Genomic DNA, 17,817 nt, shown 5'->3' on the forward strand with positions numbered 1-17,817 from the left:
CGCTGATGTCTTCAGTCTGAGACATTCCAGACCACTGTCATGCCAAAGTATTAATCTCAAAATGCAGAGTCACCGCCAGATGACGGTGACTTGTATTTTGTATGCAAAACTTCAGGCTTCTTTCTTCCACATGGTAAATAACAGGATCGGGCAAGCTGCCATCAACGGATAGCCATAGCGAAGCAATGCCGCCGGTCCCAGAAGACTGGTACCCAGATACATCCAGAGCGGAAGGATCCATAGTAATTTCTCATATTCTTTCTGATAGATCAGATACAGACTTGCCAGCACCAACAGCCAGAAATAAAGTCCCATGGACAAGAGCTCCCGCACAATGGGAATCTGTCGGAAGGACGCATCCGTTCCAATGGCAGTGTAATACCGGTTCAACCATTCGCTCTTTGGCTCCATCTGCACATGAGGATAATGGGGATCGTCTTTCTGAATGTCAAAGCAGACAAATTCCAGATATTCATCCTCCACATCCGGATACCAGAATCCAAGGGTGGTATTTAAAAATGCATCAATATAAATCTTCTTATTTCTACATCCAACCTGGAACCAGGTCTTCAGAAATTCTGCCTTTTCTTCCTCAAATGCGTCTGTATGAAACTGATTTTTCACCGGATCAGACAGATTGGGTGTATACAATGCCATAGTCTCTTCATCCATCACCGGTCGGATCACATCCATCTCTTCTGGGCGGATATCCCCGCCTGCCACATACGTGCGGCTCAGAGTCTGGATCACAATATTGTACATCTCTCTGGCATTTCCCGGCTCTGCACCGATCACGTTCAGAAACGGACCATTATAGACACCGTAGACAAGCACCAGTCCAAGTGCCAGCACCAGCAGCTTTTTCCGGTATTTCCACAGATAGATCAGCAGAAATGGAACACACGCCAGCATCGTATGAAAACCATTGTTTCGCAAAAGCAACAGCAGCGAAAAAGTAATTCCTGCAAATATGGTATGCCTCCAGCCCTTAAAATATTCCTCAGGGGTGCTGCACATACAGATCACCTGCAGAAGGCACAGCACCAGTACACCGGAAAACACAGTATCCTTGGTCGTATAGACGGCCATCATGCCATGAAACGGAAACAGACAGAAAAACAGTACTGTTCCGATCCAGAGCCATTGGGGCACCTGCTTCCTTTTTAAGAAACAGCTGATCCATGCAAAGATTCCGGCCAGAATGATCATCTGCAGCACATTGCAGAGTGCCGCAGCCGTATTGTCACTCCATCCAAAAGCTCTGGTCATACTGAAAATACCGCATAAAATGCCCGTATGGAGCAGCGGATGATGAGCCGTCAGCCAGCCGGAAAAGGTCCAGCCGATCTGATTGGGCGCATCTGCCGCAAACAGACCCGGGTAACCTCCCAGAAACGCCGGCAGGAAGCTTATAAAATACAGAAGCCAGTATTTTATGAAGGCAGGGACGTTTTGTGCCGCCCTGCATAATGCCAAAGACTTTGCCATGGCGGTCTGTGGCGCTGTGCTGCCCTGCGATTCTCTCTTTGGCAAACCAGCACCAGAATCTGCGCTCCGCCCCCTTAGCCAGTTCATCAATAAAAAGCTTATCAACACTCCCGCCGTAAACAACGGAACCCGGATCAGAATCCTGTGAAAGATCGTCTTATGCAGTGGATTTTCTGAGATTGCCCACAAAGTCCCATAATGCTGGATCATATATCCACAACGATCAAAGGCGGCAAATACTATGCCGCCCAATAATGCAAATATCCAGATACGAAGGTTCTTCCCATGCAGCTTATCTGTCATTCTCTTTAAGCTCCTTATAATGCATGTCTACTTTAATCAGATTCATCTCAAACTCCTGACGGCTTCTCTGAGCCCCTGCTGAGAGGACCAGACCTGCAAATACAGACTGGATCGCTGCCATCATGGCAAATCCACAGGCGATCAGGGTCGGGAATTTGGGTACAAGCCCGGTTGCAATATACTCCATCAGCACCGGGATAAAGAATCCTATGCTCATCACCGCCAGAACAAGTGCCAGAAGCCCGAAGAAATTCATGGGCTTGTAGTTTCTGTATAACTTTGCAATGCTCATCAGCACTTTTGCACCGTCTGAATACGTGTTCAGCTTGGACTCGCTTCCCTCCGGGCGGTCACGGTACTCGATGATCACATTGTCCACCTGCATATTCTTATCTGCTGCATGGATCGTCATCTCAGTCTCGATCTCGAATCCTTTGGACAGCACCGGGAAGGTCTTTACAAACTGATAACTGAATGCACGGTAACCCGTCATAATGTCCTTGATCTCGGTATGGAACAGCCGATTGATGGTTCCTCTTACCAGAGAATTACCAAAATTGTGGAATGGACGCTTATTCTCTGTAAAATAAGTGGAAGACAGACGATCTCCCACAACCATATCTGCCTGATGCTCCAATACCTTGTCCACCATCTCTCTGGCGAACTCTGCCGGATAGGTATCATCTCCATCCGTCATCACATAGACTTCCGCATCAATCTCGCGGAACATGCGGCGGATCACATTTCCCTTTCCCTGCATATACTCATGGCGGACCACAGCTCCGGCCTTCTCTGCCAGCTCTACCGTCCGATCAGATGAATTATTATCATATACATAGATCACGGCTTCCGGCAGTACCGCTTTAAAATCACGAACTACCTTCTCCACAGTCTTTTCCTCGTTATAACACGGGATCAAAACAGCAATTTTATCCAAGGTTTTTGTCTCCCTCTTACTAATTTTCTTCGATTTATTGATTGTATCATATCCTTATATGAAAAGCAAAGAATTTGATAATCTATAACGCAATAATTCTTTGACATCTATTTTCGTATATAGTAAAATGAGACTGTATTGGAGGAAAATATGGATATAAATGAACTTTTCAAAAAAGATAAACGTGAATCTGCTGTTGACATTGTAGTCAATAATATTAAACAGCTTTTAATTGAAAGAAAATTGAAGCCAGGAGACCGCCTTCCAAGTGAGCTTGAGATTTCTGAAGGCATGGGAGTCAGCCGTGGTTCTGTCCGTGAGGCCATGAAGATCCTTACTGCATTTGGTCTTGTGGATATTCGGGTGGGGAATGGTACTTATATCTGCGATACCCCTGGCACCAAGTTGATGGATTCCTTACTTTTCAGTTTCTTCATTGCCAATCCGGATACGAAGAATCTCTATGAGCTCCGTAAAGCACTGGAAATCGATGTTCTTCAGCTGATCCTTGTGCATTATGATGAAAATGAGGATGACCGTATTGCTCTGGAAGAAAATCTGGAAGAGCTCTCCCAGCTGATCGCCAAAGGAGCCACCCCGGAAAAACTTCAGGAAAATGATCTGGCTTTCCATCATCTTCTTGGAAGCTGCACGACCAATCCTTTGTTAGAACAGATCTACAACATTGTAATTGACTTTATGGAGCCCTCCATTACAGCCACTCATAAGAGACAGCATGGTGAATATGTTTATAAGGTTCACTCTGATATGGTAGATGTGATCAGAACCCGGAACGGCGAGCGGATCTCCGAAGCGGTTGCCGCTTCCGTTGATACCTGGTCATCTCTGCAGGATTTATAAAAATATACAAAATTCTTACGTTCTTTCAAAATCCGTGGGATAACTGCTGTTGTCCTGCGGATCTTTTTTTCAGCCTTCAGCCTGTCGCATCGACCAGGTGTCTACAGAAGATGTGATAACCTCTTCGATCCGGCTGTAATCCCTGGTACGGATCACTTCCAGTATCTGCATATGTTCTTTATACACGATCTCTCCATGCTGATTTTTTAATGTTTCCGCAATGGATGCTTCCATAAAATCGATCACGATTCCATAGATCCGTTCCATTAATACATTTTTAGTACAGATCCCCATCAGACAATGAAAGGAAATATCATTTTCTCTCAACCAGTCAGTATCTGGATTCTTTGTAAGCAATTCTTTCAGCTCATCTACATTTTCCTCCAGCATCCGGCGTTCTTCTTCATTTTCATCATAATGATCCAGGACAGACTCCAGAATGTCGATCTCGATCAGCCTGCGAAATTCATATAATTTCCCAATATTGGGATTATTGACAAAGAAGCTGAACAGCAGAGAATCAGCCAATGTTCTTCCTGGTTTCTGACAGATATAGGTACCTGTCCCTACTCTTGACTCCACCAGACCAAATGCAGTCAGAATTCTGAGAGCTTCCCGTACCGATCCGCGACTTACATTCATCGCTTCAGAGATCTCCACCTCGTTAGGAAGCCGGTCTCCTGGTTTTAACTTTCGTTCGATCAGCAGTTTTTTAATGTTGTTTACCACAATATCCACTGTTGATTCTCTTTTGTTCGCTCTGAACAGTTCTTGTACGGCCATAGTTCTCCTTCTTCTGATACAAAAATTCCCCACCAGGCATGGCATCCTGGCAGGGAGATGTTAGAGGAATTGTATCAAACTTAGCTCTTTCAAATAATCTCTTTTTTGCTTATCTCCGTTTTTTAAGGAAAAGACCGGCAGTATCCGGAATCTAATCCATCTGACCACCGACCTTTTCCATAGGGCATATATTACAAATTGTAAAGATGATTACTTATTTCTGCGGTTTTACATCAAAACCAAGGTTCTCCTGAGAGGTCTCCGGATGAAGCATGGTTGCGATTACTTTACGAAGCAGCTCGTCATCCCAGATCTTCTTCCAGTCGTCACGAAGTACCAGATGATTACCGATCTCAAGTGCAACCTTACAAGCATCTGATACAGGCGGGTTGCCTGGCAGATATCCAAGGAAGTTAGCAGTCAGGTTGAATACATGTCCTGTCAGGAAGGAAACAGCAGCCTCACGGTCGATTCCTCTTTTAACAGCTTCATTTACGGTCTCAGCCATTGCATAGCAGCAGGTAGCTCCAAGAGTCTCTACCAGAGTCGGCTCCAGGAATGCGATCTGCTCGGAAGTCATAACGAATGCTTTGTCTGCACGATACATGCAGCGAGCGGTCTCCTGAGCCAGTTTGAATTTCTCCTCATCGCCCTGGATGCAGCTCATTACGATATCCTGATGTCCGCCTTCACCGCCGAAACGATCCTGATATGCTTCTTCTTCTTTCTGCCATTTGAAGTAGGACGGATGGCACGGATGTGCTACACCGAATGTACAGTCATCACGCAGAGTCAGCTCTTTTGCAACAGCTGCAGCCGGATCAAGGATCAGGAATACGGTGCCCGGTTTCAGCATCGGAACATACTCAGCAGACAGTTTTTTGATTAAAGTATCCGGAACTGCAAAGATAACTACATCTGCAAATGCAAGTGCCTCATCTACCGGAGTAACTTTTAATCCACGCTCTTTTTCGATACGCTCTACTGCAGGCGGGAAAGTCTCAACTAATTTGACATCAAATTTGTCCGGGAATTTTGTTACCAGGTTGTTAGATGTACGGGTACCCATTTTTCCGCCAGCACCAATGACTGCTACTTTGATCTTTTCCATTTTTATGCCTCTTTCTTTTAATAAGATATTATTTGATAGGAATTACTTTCCTAAAGTTTCTTTTACAGTTGCTGCGATCTTCTCCGGAGCATATCCGTAAGCATCAGCAAGCTCTTTTGCCGGACCGGACTCTGCAAAGTCAGTCAGTGCGATTCTCTTAACCTTAACCGGCTGATTCTCAGTTGCCAGGCGGCTGATGTAAGAACCAAGTCCACCATTGATATTGTGATCTTCAACGGTTACGATCTGGCTGGTCTTAGCCATAACATCAAGGATCTTGGACGGATCTTTGCCGTACAGGATATTGATATCTGCAACAGTTACGTTGATTCCCTGCTCTTTCAGCAGATCTGCTGCTGCAAGTACACGATCAAGTACATAACCATTAGAGAACAGTACTGCATCTGTGCCATACTCTTTCCAAACGGTGATACCATCTTTGGAGAATGGAGCATCTTTTGCATATACATCAACTTCACGTCCGCTGCCGCCACGGATATATACCGGACCCTGGATCTCTGCTGCATATTTAACAGCCTCGTATAACTGTTCCGGATCTGCCGGGGTCAGAACAGTGAAGTTCGGGATGCTGGTTACAAATGCCAGATCCTCGTAGAACTGATGGGTAACACCCTCACGCTCTCCACCAAGGATACCTGCGTTAACACCGATGAATTTTACATTCAGATCAGTATAACCAACGAATGTACGCATCTGCTCTCCAGCTCTCATGGTAAGGAATCCACAATAGGTTCCAACGAACGGAAGCATTCCTGCGGAAGCAAGTCCTGCAGCTACATCAACTGCGCACTGCTCTGCGATACCACATTCGATGTAACGATCCGGATAAGTCTCTCCAAAAGGAACTGCTCTCATAGCTTTCAGTGAATCCGGGAATACTCCAACTACTTTATCATTCTCTGCTGCCATCTCGTACAGTGCTGCAGCAAAAGCTTCTCTCGTACCCTTAAACTCTGCCATTATTCCTCACCTCCAAGTTCTTTCTTGGCAATCTCCCACTGCTCATCAGTCGGAACACCTTTATGCCATGCATTGTTGTTCTCCATAAAGCTCAGGCCCTTACCTTTGATACAATCACAAACGATTGCGTGTGGTTTTCCTTTGTAGCCCTTAGCGATTGCTACTGCTGCTTTGATTCCATCAATGTCATGTCCGCTGATTTCCTGTGTATGCCATCCGAAAGCTCTGAAGCGATCTGCAATGTTGTTCTGTCCTACAGTGAAATCTACGCTCTTGTAAGACTGCCATCCGTTACGGTCAACAAATACTACCAGATTGTCAAGCTTACGGCCAGTTGCCATATTCACGCCTTCCCAGCAAACACCTTCCTGAAGCTCTCCATCACCACAGATAACATAGGTGAAATAATCTTTTTTCTGAATCTTGGCTGCTGCTGCCATTCCTGCTCCGATTGCAATTCCATTTCCAAGAGAACCAGATGTCATATCGATTCCTTTGGTGCTGTGCATTGACGGATGTCCCTGGAATGTAGAACCAAGTGCACGAAGATGGAAGTGCTCTACCTTCGGCTCAAAGTATCCTTTCTCATTCAATGCTGCGTACCAGATCGGGCAAGCATGCCCTTTGGAAAGGATGAAGCGGTCACGATCTTCCCACTCCGGATTTTTCGGATCAACGTTCATAGCGTCAAAGTAAAGTGTTGCAACGATGTCTGCGATGGATAATGCCGGACCCGGATGACCGTCTTTTCCTTCATACACCATACGCACTGCTTCGAGACGAAGCTTGTTGGCAAGTTTTTGTAACTCCTGTGTGTTCACTTTCTCTTCCTCCTTTAGAATAATTTAATTATTAAATTTTCTATTTTCACATCATCATTCAACAATCAATTTATGTCTTTTGTTTTAAGTTTGTTGTTAAACATCTGATGTTTCCTGTTGATGCTAATATACACCACGCTGTCAAATATGTCAATTGTATTTCTAATCATTTTTTCATTTTAGATGTTTTGCACAATTTACGCATACCCTTTTTATACACAATGCCGTTTAGGTTCTGTTAAGACGCCAGCTGTAATTCATCCACTTTTTTATCTTCTATGTTCTTACCTTCTTTCTACATCCATTACCCTAAAAATGAGTAAAAAAATAGTCATCTGGATGGTTAGTCCAAATGACTTATGCAACTATCGCTTATCCTATAATATTTCTTTGCCGTACATTTCTAATAATTAATCCGCTTTAATCGAATACGCATTCACTCTAGCCGTAGTTCTACATCTGTTTCTTCCTGTATGAATCTTTTTATTCTGCCATCGCTTTTACGCCTTTTAGCATACCTAAACATCTGACTCTCATCTATAATGTATGAACCAAATGCTTCTTCATATATTGTCGGGAACTCTGACTCGCTAAACGTCGCTTTTATCAAGTTCTCCGAAAAGATATCTACCAGCATTTTTTCTAAATCAGTATGCCATACCTCATTTTTCCCTTTTGGTGATTCTGTTAGAAGATTTCTTACAACAATCATATCATCTCTTCTGTAATTGAAGAAATCATCTTCCGTCGGGTTTATAAGTATATTACCCGCATACTCTTTCTTCAAACGCTCAAATGCAGAAGTGCTAAGTTCCTTTTCTACAAACACAAAAATTACATTATGTGCAATCTGGTGGTTAAGAAAACAATTCATTTGATACAGTTCTGAAATTCTAAAATCCAAGTCATAAAATTCATCATTCAATATTTTTGCTATATGGATCGACAAATCAGAATAATCATATTTATAATCTCTTAAATTTCCCCTGACGCAGTATGCATTCCGTCCGACACGTGCTATTTCACCAGATTGCAGATATTTTTTCAGATGTTTTTCCATTATGTGAAAAGATAAATTATTAACTATGTCTATAAGACTTAAAAAGACCGTTACTCCATAGATGTGATTGCTCATCTATGGAGTAACGGCCCATGACTACAGGTTCTTTAATCGCTTCTCGTTTTCTTTATATAAATTGATTTGATTTGCTGTCATATTCATAATCAATTGAACGTAGCTTCTCTTCTATTTTCCTAGAATCCAGTTCTTTATCCTTACATAAAGCTTCAAAGTCTGGATAAAAATCACGTAATTGTGTATTCACAAAACTTAACAGCATCACAGGATCTTTCGGTATCATATCAGTTTTCCTCCTTCTTTCAATGATACCTCTTATCATGGGGAATTTTTCCAAAAATGTCAAGCGTCGAACAGATGACAGTTTCCTTCCGCATCAAAAGGAATTTCCTCAAGTTCAGAAAGGATCTCAAACCTTGGATCATTTTTCACTTCATCCAGCAGTGCTTCAGAAACCCATATTTCATTCAGATCCAGAGTGTTCTTTATCGCGATCACTTTTTCTTTTCCTTTCTCTACACGACAGCATAAACGCAGCATAACGCCCACTGCCTCTTGATCCGTCTGTGCCACGATCGGAATCTTTACGATCGGAGTTACCATTTTTGATGTAAATGCATTCATATACATCTGCCGGAAATCCGCTTTTGCCAGCAGTTTCTGCGGAATTACATCTGCAAGTCCCATTCCCACAGCATTTCCATGAGATTCCTCTGAAACATCCAGAAGTGCCATTCGCTGATAATCCGGGCCGCCTGTCATTCCCGGAACCGCAAATCTTCCCATGATGTTCGGATCCATACCATCACCGCTGTAATTCTTTCCTGTCTTGTTCACCAGCAATGCATCAAAATGATCAATCATGATCTTAGACATCCACTCATTTGCTTTCACCAGCAGTTCTGCTTCTCTCTGCTGGAATGTAGCACCTGGAATCGCCTCGATAAGTGCTGTATCCTCATATGCATTTTCAACAATTCCCAGACCAAACATCAGCTTTGCCTTTTTTCTGATCACATTGTATGCATCTGGCAACAAAGTGGCAAATTTATCTGCACCATAAGAATGCAGAGACTCAGCACCTTTCTGCTTACCGGCTCCGATTGCCATCATCTTCATCAGACCACTTTCTGTCTTTCCACGGAAGGCCGTATGACATTTAATACGGTTCACCGGAATGATTCCATCCGCAGCCAGTGCATTGCGGTCAAAATAGATCTTTACGCCATAATCTGTCTCGCCCACAAGTTCCGGATCCATATTGCATCGAATCTCGACTCCCATGGTCTCCTCTGTGATTCCATAAGACTCCAGCAGCAGTCGCTGACCTTTTTCCGTAGCTCCTCCATGGCTGGCCATTGCCGGTACAATAAACGGCTCTGCACCTCTTTTTTTCAGTTCCTGGATCAATGTATAAATAATGGTGTTAATATGCGCGATTCCTCTGCTTCCAGCAAGAACTGCAATCTGCATTCCCGGTTTGATCAACTGATTGATTTCCGGCTTTGCCACTTCTCTTCTTACACATTCTTCCACATCATCCACACTTGGACAATCAAAAACCTGTTTTACCTTTACCATCTTTGGAAAGCTTTTATAATCCAGATCTCCAAACATGTTTTCTCCAAATGTTACTTCCATGTTTCCATCCTCCTACACAATTGCAATCACACGAACTGGTGATCCGGTTGCTCCTTTTATTTTCAAGGGTGATGCTATAATGCTGCATCTTGGTTTTCCAATCTTCTCCAAATTTTTAAGATTCTCAATAATATAAATGCCATTTGGTAGAAATGTCCTGTGTCCGATAAACTCAGATGTTGACAGATCATATGGATCTATGAGATCCAGATCCATACTCTCTACTCCGACCAGACGAATCTTTTTCTCCAGAAAATAATCTGCCACACTTCTGGTGATATAGGGCCATTTTCTGTTCAGGAATTTTTCCTCTGGATCATTTAATTCCCAATATCTCGAAAATCGTGTCATAAGAAGAACTGCATCACCTTCACGAATAGTTTCTCCGGATTCTTTTTCCCATTTTTCCACATCACTTCGCTCAATGGGTGCACCATCTTCCAGATGACGCAGATCTACTACCACTGCTGTTCCCATAATGACTCCGGGATCTACCTGCTCCACTGTGATACCATCCTGTACAAAATGAAACGGAGCATCAATATGAGTTCCGGAATGAGGACAGAATGTAATCTTCTCAACATTAATCACATTTCCTTCATCCATTCGCTTGAAAAATTCAAGTTTAGGATCTGGAAAACCAACCGGTGCCGGGATTCCCGGTTCCAGCATCTGGCTCAGATCGACAATACGGTCTCCAACAATTTCATATCTCATGCGTTTTCCCTTCCTTTCCTGATCTCTGCATTTTTCTCATCCTTGATCTTAGTTGCGCGGTTCCGCTTGGTGATCACAGCCCAGGATACCGCAACGATCAGCATTAAGCCCTGAAGCAGCGGCTCAACAAAATATGCCGCGCCCATCTGCTGCAAGCCGGATACTACCGTTGCCATCAGAAGAACAGAGCAAACAGTTCCCCACACATTAGACTTACCTGACTTAAACGCAACCGAACTCATCAATGCACCGGCAAATGAATTCATCAGGTAATTAGGTCCTACGGAAGTCTGTCCTACACGAAATACGGATGCCATCATAATAGATGCCATAGCTACGATAACTCCGGAACATACAAATGCCAGCAGCATATATTTCTTGGAAGAAATACCTGTCAGATTTGCCGCTTTCTCATTGGATCCCAGAAAATACAGGCAGCGGCCAGCCGGCAGAAATTCCATACAGATGTAGACAATGATCGCAATCATCATTGTAATAATAAATGTTGTCGGAATAATTCCCCATGTTGAGTTAATACTTAAAAATGCCTGGGGAAGACCTGAACCCAATACCTGCTTTCCGTCTGTGTACCAGTACGCAATACCATACACTACATATCCGACACCAAGCGTTGCGATGAAAGAATGGATTCCGATCCTGGTAATCAGAATACCATTGATCAGTCCGATCAGTGCTCCGCATACCAGAATGATCATAACAACCACCGGCCACGGCAACCCCTGCTGGCAGATCAGTCCTACCGTCAGAATATGAAGCAGACACGAACTGTATCCCGCAGACAGATCAAAGTGTCCTGCTGCTATGGGAATGGTTACTGCGATTGCCAGCAGCACTACAATTGCCTGATAATTTAAGATTGATTTTAAATTATATAAGGTAGGAAATGAATTGGGCAGTAAAATAGAAAATACAATAATTACACCTGCCAATATGATCAGCAGATTGTAAGTATTAAATATGTAGCTTAAACTGATTCCTTTTTTCTTCAACGTCGTTTCCTCCTTAAGCCTCAAACTTCAGTGCGCCTGCAGCAAGACCATTCAAATATGGCGCATTTATCTTTTCACCGGTTACTTCTCCTATTACACCGCCTCGGTCAAACAACACTACGCGATGTGCAATATTACATACTTCTTCCACATCAGACGAAATTAAAATAACGCCTTTTCCTTCCTGCAGTAACAGCTGCATGAATTTATAAATGTCCATCTTGGCACCAATGTCGACACCTATGGTCGGCTCTTCAAAGATCAGGATCTCACTTTTTGCCTCAAACCATCTGGCCACCATTACTTTCTGCTGATTTCCACCACTTAAGGTTCCGATTGCAGCTTCTTCATTCGGCGTTTTAATAGAAAATTCCTTGATGGCTGCCTTGCTTGAATCGCTCTCCTTTTTGGGATTCAGAATACAAAAACTTTTTTTATAAATTGCATATGGATTGGCATACAGATTTTCTTTTACGCTCAGGTCTGCCGCCATTCCCTCCTCTTTACGTTTGCTGGATACAAATCCTATATTGTTTCTGATGGCATCTGATGGTTCCTTGATCTTCACAGGTCTTCCATGGATCAGAATTTCTCCACTGTCCTTTGGCTCCACTCCCCAGATACATCTTCCCACTTCATGATGTCCTGCTCCGCGCAGGCCAAATAATGCCAGGATCTCTCCCCTTTTCAGCTGTATATTTACCGGACCTACAAACGTCGTATTCAGCTGTTTCAGTTCAAGCAACACATCTCCAGAGGCCGCTGCAGGTTCTGTCTTCTTTACAGATTCGATTGCTTTTCCAAGCAGATCATAGACCAACTGTTCCGGTGTCATATCACATGTATTTGATGTTTTTACCAGCTTTCCATTTCTGAGAACCGTAATTTTCTGAGATATTTCAAATATTTCATCCAGTCTGTGACTGACATAGATAATCGCAATGCCCTGTTTCTGAAGCTGCTTCAACATTTCAAACAACTTGTCAACATCCTTTTGAGGCAGTGTAGCCGTCGGTTCATCCAGAATCAATATATCCGTCTTATTGATCAGTGCTCTCGAAATGGCCACCATAGATTTTTCTGCTGCAGATAAAGACGATACTTCTGCATCCGGATTGATCCCACAATCCAGCTTTGACAATACCTGCATTACCTTTTCCCGTGTTTTTTTCCATGAAATAAACAGACCATTTTTCTGGTAGCCTACAACCTGTGCAATATTTTCAGCAACACTCATCTCATCTACCAATCCAAGATCCTGATGCACCACAGACAATGAAAGCTTATTTACATCAAGTCCGATATTGTTTCCTTTATATATAAACGTTCCTTCGGTGCAGTCATATACACCGCATAAAATCTTGATCAACGTCGATTTTCCAGCTCCGTTTTCTCCCAGAAGTGCATGAATCTCTCCTGGATAGATATCGATGCTCACATCGTCTAACGCCTTTGTCTCTGTAAAGGTCTTGGAAATATTTCTGATCTGCAAAAGCGGATCTTTTCCTGTATTCATATAATCTTCCTCCTTCTAACACAGGGAGCCAATAAATAGCTCCCTGCGAAAATCATCTGTCAATGTTGTTGTGGAAGATTAATTAACTCCCCATATCTTTGCATATTCATCTGCAAAATTGTTGCTCGGAACAAATTCATTATTGTCTCCGCCTTCTGCTGTAATGTTGTCAGCGGTAACAATAAATACATTCATATCAAATACATACGGATCCGAATTATTGAAGAAACGGTTGATCTCATCCACTGCAATATAACCGATCAGACTTGCTGATTCAGGAATGGTCGCAGCCTGATATTCACCATTTCTGATTCGATCGTATGCAGCGCCGTCTCCATCAGATCCCACCAGAATAATATCATCCGTAGACACACCTGCACTTCTCAAGGATGCAACAATATAATCATAATAGCAGTCTGCAATCGACAGTACATAGATCGGTTCATCCGTTCCATAAGTACTGATCCAGGAAGAAGCTAATGACGGCATATTTGTTGCGATCTCAGACAGTGGAGAATTGACTACATCAAGAAGTTCCATTGTCGGGCACTCTTTGATCCGCTCTTCCATAGCTTCTGCTTTCTCACGGGCAATTGCATACTGAGAATCATATAAGATGATCACTCTTCCGGTTCCGTTGCTTTTGGCAATCGCGTAATCAGCCAGTGCATGACCGATCTGTGTACCGGTCGTTGTGATATTATAGTACAGATTCAGATTCTCAGCCGGTCCGCTCGTCGCACAGGAATGAATTCCAACTGTCGGGATTCCCGCTGCCATTGCATCTTCAATACTTGCCTGCAGAGACTCCGCATCTGCCGAAGTTACGATAGCACCTGCCCCAACGGAAATCGCCTGGCTGAATGCCTCGATCTGTCCCTGAGTGGTTCCTTTTCCATCAAGTACAGAGCAATCCCATCCGATTCTGTCACATGCTGCTTTTACAGCATCACCCCACGCTGCTTCAGATGGATTGGCGGAATTGGCATTGATCATAACGATGGACTTATTCTCTGCTGCTTTTGGTCCGTCAGTCGGTCCATACCACTCGCTCTGCGTACCTGTACTGTTTTCTATATTTGCAATCGCAGCTTTCAGAACTTCATCATCTGTCTGTTCTGCACTGTCTGTCTGTGTCTCTGCTGTCTCAGTCTGTGCCGGTTCGGTGTCTGTTGCTGTGGAAGTCTCTGATCCTGCATTACTGTTTCCACATGCCATTGTGCCAACTACCATTGCTGCTGTTATAAGAAATGCAAGTACTTTTTTCTTCATTTGTTTTCCCCCTTTTAATATGTTTTATTCGTAGTTTCAATTTACCAAGACAGCTTTTAACTGTGCATTATACGCCTGTGCCCATTAACCCCGGAAGGAACAGTGATAGCTGTGGGAACAGTGCAATACAAATCAGTACGATAAGTAATACCCCTAAAAACGGCATGGTTGCTTTTGCGATTCTGGTAAATGCAACTCCTGAAATATTTGCCAGCGTATAGGTTACAAGACCAACCGGCGGAGTGATTAGACCAATCATCAGTACCAGGATCATAACAACACCAAAATGTACCGGACTATATCCCATGGATGTAGCGATTGGTAATAATACCGGTGTCATAATGGTAATAGCTGCAATCGTCTCCATAAAGCATCCCACGATAAGCAAAATACCCATGGACAAGAAAATAAATACGGTCGGCGAATCGGATAAGGACAGAAACCAGTTTGCCGCAATCTGCGGAATTCTCTCATATGTAAGTACCCATCCGAACACTGCGGATGATGCAATGATACATAATGATACGATGGTCTGCTCTGCCGTGTTCAGAAGAAGTGCCTTCAGATCCGATAATTTCAACTGCTTATAAACAACAAAGCTCAGAAATCCTGCATACAAAGATGCAACAATCGCTGCTTCCGTCGGAGTAAATTTACCACTCCAGATTCCTCCGATAATAATTGCCGGTGTCAGCAGTGATAAGAAACCTCTCTTGGTTGCGATCCAACGCTCTTTCCAGGTAGCTTTCGGATCTTTTTCATAGTTTTTGATCTTTGCCCAGATATATACGACCACGCACATGGATGCTGCCATCAGAAGTCCTGGAATAATACCTGCCATGAAAAGCCCGCCGATGGAACAGCCTGCAGATACTGCATATACAACTGCCGGAATACTGGGTGGAATTACCGGCCCAATGGTGGAAGAGGCTCCTGTTACAGCCAGTGTAAAATCATCATCAAAATGTGCATCTCTCATGGCTTTGAGCTCCAACTGTCCAAGTCCTCCGGCATCTGCCACTGCAGCACCACTCATACCGGCAAAAATCACGCTCGCCAATACATTTACATGTCCAAGTCCTCCGGTAAAATGTCCTACCCATTTCCGGCAGAATGTAAACATTCTGTCTGTCACTCCGCCGTTGTTCATCAGGTTTGCCGCCAGAATAAAGAAAGGAATTGCGAGCAGTGTAAATGAATTAGGGCCTGTACAGAATTTTTCAACAATAATCCGGGCTGAAATATCATTTACAATAATGTAAAGTGCAGAACTTCCCAGCATGCAAAAGCAGATGGGTACGCCTATCAACATCAGGACAAAAAATGTGACTAAAAAAACAACCATCTTTATTTTTCTCCTTTCACCTGTTTAACAATGTCCAGTGCAATCTGAATCAAACACAGAACAAAACTTGTGGGAACGACAATCGCCACATATCCCATATGAATCGGAATTGTTGCAGCTTTTTGTGAACACTGAGATACAAAATACTCCCAAGATGGTCCCAGTAAATAGATGAACAGGAGAATCAGAATAATGTCTCCGACGATCAGCATCAGTTTTTTGATTACTGGCGGCATTTTTTCTTCCAGTAATTCCATCCGAATATGAAGTCCTTTTCCAATGCCGTAGCACATTCCAATAAATACGACCCATACAAAGATGTATTTCGCAAGTTCTTCACTCCAGGTCAGTGCAAAAAAGAAGAGCCGGAAAAATACCTCTAACGTCATTATAACTCCCATCGCAGCGATTCCGATGACCATAAACCAGCCTTCTATCTTATTTAATGCATCTTCGAATTTTAAAAGCATTTTTCCCTCCAACATTTTTTGCTTCAAGGAACAGAAGTCTCGCTTCTGCTCCCTGAGTTCAAAAATCGTTTATTTTACTTCTGTTGCGGAAAGAGCATCGTATACGCCTTCGCCCCATACAGACTCATTCTGTTTGATGTAATCAGCAAGTGCAGCTTTGAAGCTGTCGATATCAACATCATTGTTGATCTCCATGGAATCGCCATTTGCGATCTCATCGATCATAGAGTTCTCATATTCAACCATGCTTGCGGTAATCTCCGGCATGTACTTAGCCACGCACTCATCAAGAATCTGTGCAAGTGCCGGATCCAGCTTTTCATAGGAAGCAGAAGAGATAAACAGTGGGCAGTTCTGTACAGAATGATAAGTCATGTTCATGTAACTGCATACTTCCTGGAATCCCTGGCTCAGGATCGTTGCAACCGGATTTTCCTGACCATCCACAACACCGGTCTGCAGTGACAGATATACTTCAGATAAGTTCATCGGAGTCGGCGATGCACCCAGCGCCTGCCATACTGCCACAGAGTTTTCCTGACTCGGTACACGAATCTTCATACCTGCCAGATCACTTACATTGCTTACCTTCTTATTAGTAGTAAGCTGACGAGTTCCATAATAGATTGGGCTTAACATCTTGATTCCAGATGCCTCTTCATAGGAGTTCCACAGTTCCTGTCCAACTTCAGACTCATTCGCTGCCATCATCTGATTCACATCTGTGAAAATGAACGGAGCATCCATAACCATAACCGGCTCGTAATCCTTACCTGCTTCTGAAATACCCATAACCGCCATATCAACGGTTCCATTCTTCAGACCTTCATGAATCGATGGCTCATCACCTAACTGTGCTGCTGAGAAATGCTTGATCTCCAGTTTTCCGTCCGTTGCTTCAGAAACCTTCTGAGCAAAATCATCCAGACCAATGGTAAATGGATGTTCTGCCGCATAGATATGTGCCAGTGTCAGTGTAGCCGGTTCCACATTAGACAGGTCAACCGCATCTGTTGAAGTATCGTCAGTCTCCGTTGCTGCCTCTGTCTCCTGCTCCTGTGCCGGTGCTGTTGCAGCAGTATCTCCTGATTTGGATAATCCACATGCCGCCATGCTCATCGCCATTGCTCCAACTAAAAGTAATGCAAGTGTTTTCTTTTTCATTTCGTTCCTCCTGTTTTGTTTTCATCTCTCATTTTCTTCTGACAAATTATTTAGCGCTTATTCATCTGACAGACATCTGATGTTTTACATATATCATATATTATTTTAGTTGTCAATATTATATCAGAAAAACAGATAAAAAATATGTTGATTTGTTAAATTTTAACGTTAATGCATTAATGTTTTTGTGCTTTTTCACGAATATCATTCTCTTCTCCGTATTATTCATTTGACATCTTATCTTTTGCATGCTAATATTGAAATAAAAAGTATTGTATTTGATAAATAAGAACATATTAGGAAAAAGGTAATTACTATA

Annotated in this window: 17 protein-coding genes; 1 reads left to right on the forward strand and 16 read right to left on the reverse strand. The window is 43.1% G+C overall.

Features of this window, described 5'->3' with window-relative positions; translation table 11 throughout:
- Positions 1-111: 111 nt before the first annotated feature.
- Both WMO62_RS03850 and WMO62_RS03855 read right to left on the reverse strand, forming a co-directional pair.
- Positions 112-1,791, reverse strand: coding sequence for a DUF6020 family protein (locus WMO62_RS03850; protein WP_349143864.1), 1,680 nt, complete (start codon positions 1,789-1,791; stop codon positions 112-114).
- Positions 1,781-2,728 carry a glycosyltransferase family 2 protein gene (locus tag WMO62_RS03855; protein WP_117496491.1) on the reverse strand — a complete coding sequence of 316 codons (948 nt, stop codon included), beginning with the start codon at positions 2,726-2,728 and terminating at the stop codon, positions 1,781-1,783. Before WMO62_RS03855 ends, WMO62_RS03850 begins: the two co-directional genes overlap by 11 nt.
- A gap of 150 nt (positions 2,729-2,878) precedes the next feature.
- On the opposite strand from WMO62_RS03855, the gene WMO62_RS03860 reads away from it, so the two are divergent.
- Positions 2,879-3,589, forward strand: a complete 711-nt coding sequence (locus tag WMO62_RS03860) for a FadR/GntR family transcriptional regulator (RefSeq protein ID WP_349143865.1) — start codon at positions 2,879-2,881, stop codon at positions 3,587-3,589.
- 69 nt (positions 3,590-3,658) lie between these two features.
- On the opposite strand, the gene WMO62_RS03865 is transcribed toward WMO62_RS03860, so the two are convergent.
- From WMO62_RS03865 to WMO62_RS03930, 14 genes are all read right to left on the reverse strand, one after another.
- On the reverse strand, positions 3,659-4,372 hold the full coding sequence (locus WMO62_RS03865) for a GntR family transcriptional regulator (protein ID WP_147601844.1): 714 nt from the start codon (positions 4,370-4,372) through the stop codon (positions 3,659-3,661).
- 214 nt (positions 4,373-4,586) lie between these two features.
- On the reverse strand, positions 4,587-5,483 hold the full coding sequence (locus WMO62_RS03870; RefSeq protein ID WP_117496486.1) for a phosphogluconate dehydrogenase C-terminal domain-containing protein: 897 nt from the start codon (positions 5,481-5,483) through the stop codon (positions 4,587-4,589).
- Between the two features lie 42 nt (positions 5,484-5,525).
- Positions 5,526-6,464 carry a transketolase family protein gene (locus WMO62_RS03875; protein ID WP_118438184.1) on the reverse strand — a complete coding sequence of 313 codons (939 nt, stop codon included), beginning with the start codon at positions 6,462-6,464 and terminating at the stop codon, positions 5,526-5,528.
- Entirely contained in the window at positions 6,464-7,285 is an 822-nt protein-coding gene (locus WMO62_RS03880; RefSeq protein WP_117496484.1) for a transketolase, read from the reverse strand. Before WMO62_RS03880 ends, WMO62_RS03875 begins: the two co-directional genes overlap by 1 nt.
- Before the next feature lie 436 nt (positions 7,286-7,721).
- Positions 7,722-8,420 (reverse strand): DUF6577 family protein, encoded by a 699-nt coding sequence (locus WMO62_RS03885; RefSeq protein WP_349143866.1) that lies wholly within the window; start codon positions 8,418-8,420, stop codon positions 7,722-7,724.
- 52 nt (positions 8,421-8,472) lie between these two features.
- Positions 8,473-8,646 carry a DUF4250 domain-containing protein gene (locus WMO62_RS03890; RefSeq protein WP_349143867.1) on the reverse strand — a complete coding sequence of 58 codons (174 nt, stop codon included), beginning with the start codon at positions 8,644-8,646 and terminating at the stop codon, positions 8,473-8,475.
- A gap of 59 nt (positions 8,647-8,705) precedes the next feature.
- A complete protein-coding gene (locus tag WMO62_RS03895) occupies positions 8,706-10,004 on the reverse strand; it encodes a nickel pincer cofactor-dependent isomerase, group 22 (protein WP_349143868.1) in 1,299 nt (432 codons plus the stop codon).
- Positions 10,005-10,016: 12 nt separating this feature from the next.
- The gene (locus WMO62_RS03900) at positions 10,017-10,721 is read right to left on the reverse strand and encodes a cyclase family protein (RefSeq protein ID WP_349143869.1); all 705 of its coding nucleotides are present in this window, start codon (positions 10,719-10,721) and stop codon (positions 10,017-10,019) included.
- A complete protein-coding gene (locus WMO62_RS03905; RefSeq protein WP_349143870.1) occupies positions 10,718-11,731 on the reverse strand; it encodes an ABC transporter permease in 1,014 nt (337 codons plus the stop codon). Before WMO62_RS03905 ends, WMO62_RS03900 begins: the two co-directional genes overlap by 4 nt.
- Before the next feature lie 13 nt (positions 11,732-11,744).
- Positions 11,745-13,247, reverse strand: a complete 1,503-nt coding sequence (locus WMO62_RS03910; RefSeq protein WP_349143871.1) for a sugar ABC transporter ATP-binding protein — start codon at positions 13,245-13,247, stop codon at positions 11,745-11,747.
- 78 nt (positions 13,248-13,325) lie between these two features.
- The gene (locus tag WMO62_RS03915) at positions 13,326-14,519 is read right to left on the reverse strand and encodes a substrate-binding domain-containing protein (RefSeq protein WP_349143872.1); all 1,194 of its coding nucleotides are present in this window, start codon (positions 14,517-14,519) and stop codon (positions 13,326-13,328) included.
- Positions 14,520-14,586: 67 nt separating this feature from the next.
- A complete protein-coding gene (locus tag WMO62_RS03920) occupies positions 14,587-15,864 on the reverse strand; it encodes a TRAP transporter large permease (protein ID WP_349143873.1) in 1,278 nt (425 codons plus the stop codon).
- Positions 15,865-15,866: 2 nt separating this feature from the next.
- Positions 15,867-16,334, reverse strand: a complete 468-nt coding sequence (locus WMO62_RS03925) for a TRAP transporter small permease (protein ID WP_349143874.1) — start codon at positions 16,332-16,334, stop codon at positions 15,867-15,869.
- A 69-nt stretch (positions 16,335-16,403) separates the two neighbouring features.
- Entirely contained in the window at positions 16,404-17,498 is a 1,095-nt protein-coding gene (locus tag WMO62_RS03930) for a DctP family TRAP transporter solute-binding subunit (RefSeq protein ID WP_349143875.1), read from the reverse strand.
- Between the last annotated feature and the right edge of the window lie 319 nt (positions 17,499-17,817).

The sequence above is a fragment of the Hominiventricola aquisgranensis genome (genome assembly GCF_040096225.1).
Lineage (GTDB): Bacteria > Bacillota > Clostridia > Lachnospirales > Lachnospiraceae > Hominiventricola > Hominiventricola aquisgranensis.

Excerpts from the sequence above, each read along its gene's own strand:
- WMO62_RS03900 (WP_349143869.1), bottom strand. The coding sequence starts at position 10,721 with ATGAGATATGAAATTGTTGGAGACCGTATTGTCGATCTGAGCCAGATG.
- WMO62_RS03885 (WP_349143866.1), bottom strand. The coding sequence starts at position 8,420 with ATGAGCAATCACATCTATGGAGTAACGGTCTTTTTAAGTCTTATAGAC.
- WMO62_RS03930 (WP_349143875.1), bottom strand. The coding sequence starts at position 17,498 with ATGAAAAAGAAAACACTTGCATTACTTTTAGTTGGAGCAATGGCGATG.
- WMO62_RS03860 (WP_349143865.1), top strand. The coding sequence starts at position 2,879 with ATGGATATAAATGAACTTTTCAAAAAAGATAAACGTGAATCTGCTGTT.
- WMO62_RS03895 (WP_349143868.1), bottom strand. The coding sequence starts at position 10,004 with ATGGAAGTAACATTTGGAGAAAACATGTTTGGAGATCTGGATTATAAA.
- WMO62_RS03915 (WP_349143872.1), bottom strand. The coding sequence starts at position 14,519 with ATGAAGAAAAAAGTACTTGCATTTCTTATAACAGCAGCAATGGTAGTT.
- WMO62_RS03920 (WP_349143873.1), bottom strand. The coding sequence starts at position 15,864 with ATGGTTGTTTTTTTAGTCACATTTTTTGTCCTGATGTTGATAGGCGTA.
- WMO62_RS03850 (WP_349143864.1), bottom strand. The coding sequence starts at position 1,791 with ATGACAGATAAGCTGCATGGGAAGAACCTTCGTATCTGGATATTTGCA.
- WMO62_RS03870 (WP_117496486.1), bottom strand. The coding sequence starts at position 5,483 with ATGGAAAAGATCAAAGTAGCAGTCATTGGTGCTGGCGGAAAAATGGGT.
- WMO62_RS03875 (WP_118438184.1), bottom strand. The coding sequence starts at position 6,464 with ATGGCAGAGTTTAAGGGTACGAGAGAAGCTTTTGCTGCAGCACTGTAC.
- WMO62_RS03865 (WP_147601844.1), bottom strand. The coding sequence starts at position 4,372 with ATGGCCGTACAAGAACTGTTCAGAGCGAACAAAAGAGAATCAACAGTG.
- WMO62_RS03925 (WP_349143874.1), bottom strand. The coding sequence starts at position 16,334 with ATGCTTTTAAAATTCGAAGATGCATTAAATAAGATAGAAGGCTGGTTT.
- WMO62_RS03890 (WP_349143867.1), bottom strand. The coding sequence starts at position 8,646 with ATGATACCGAAAGATCCTGTGATGCTGTTAAGTTTTGTGAATACACAA.
- WMO62_RS03910 (WP_349143871.1), bottom strand. The coding sequence starts at position 13,247 with ATGAATACAGGAAAAGATCCGCTTTTGCAGATCAGAAATATTTCCAAG.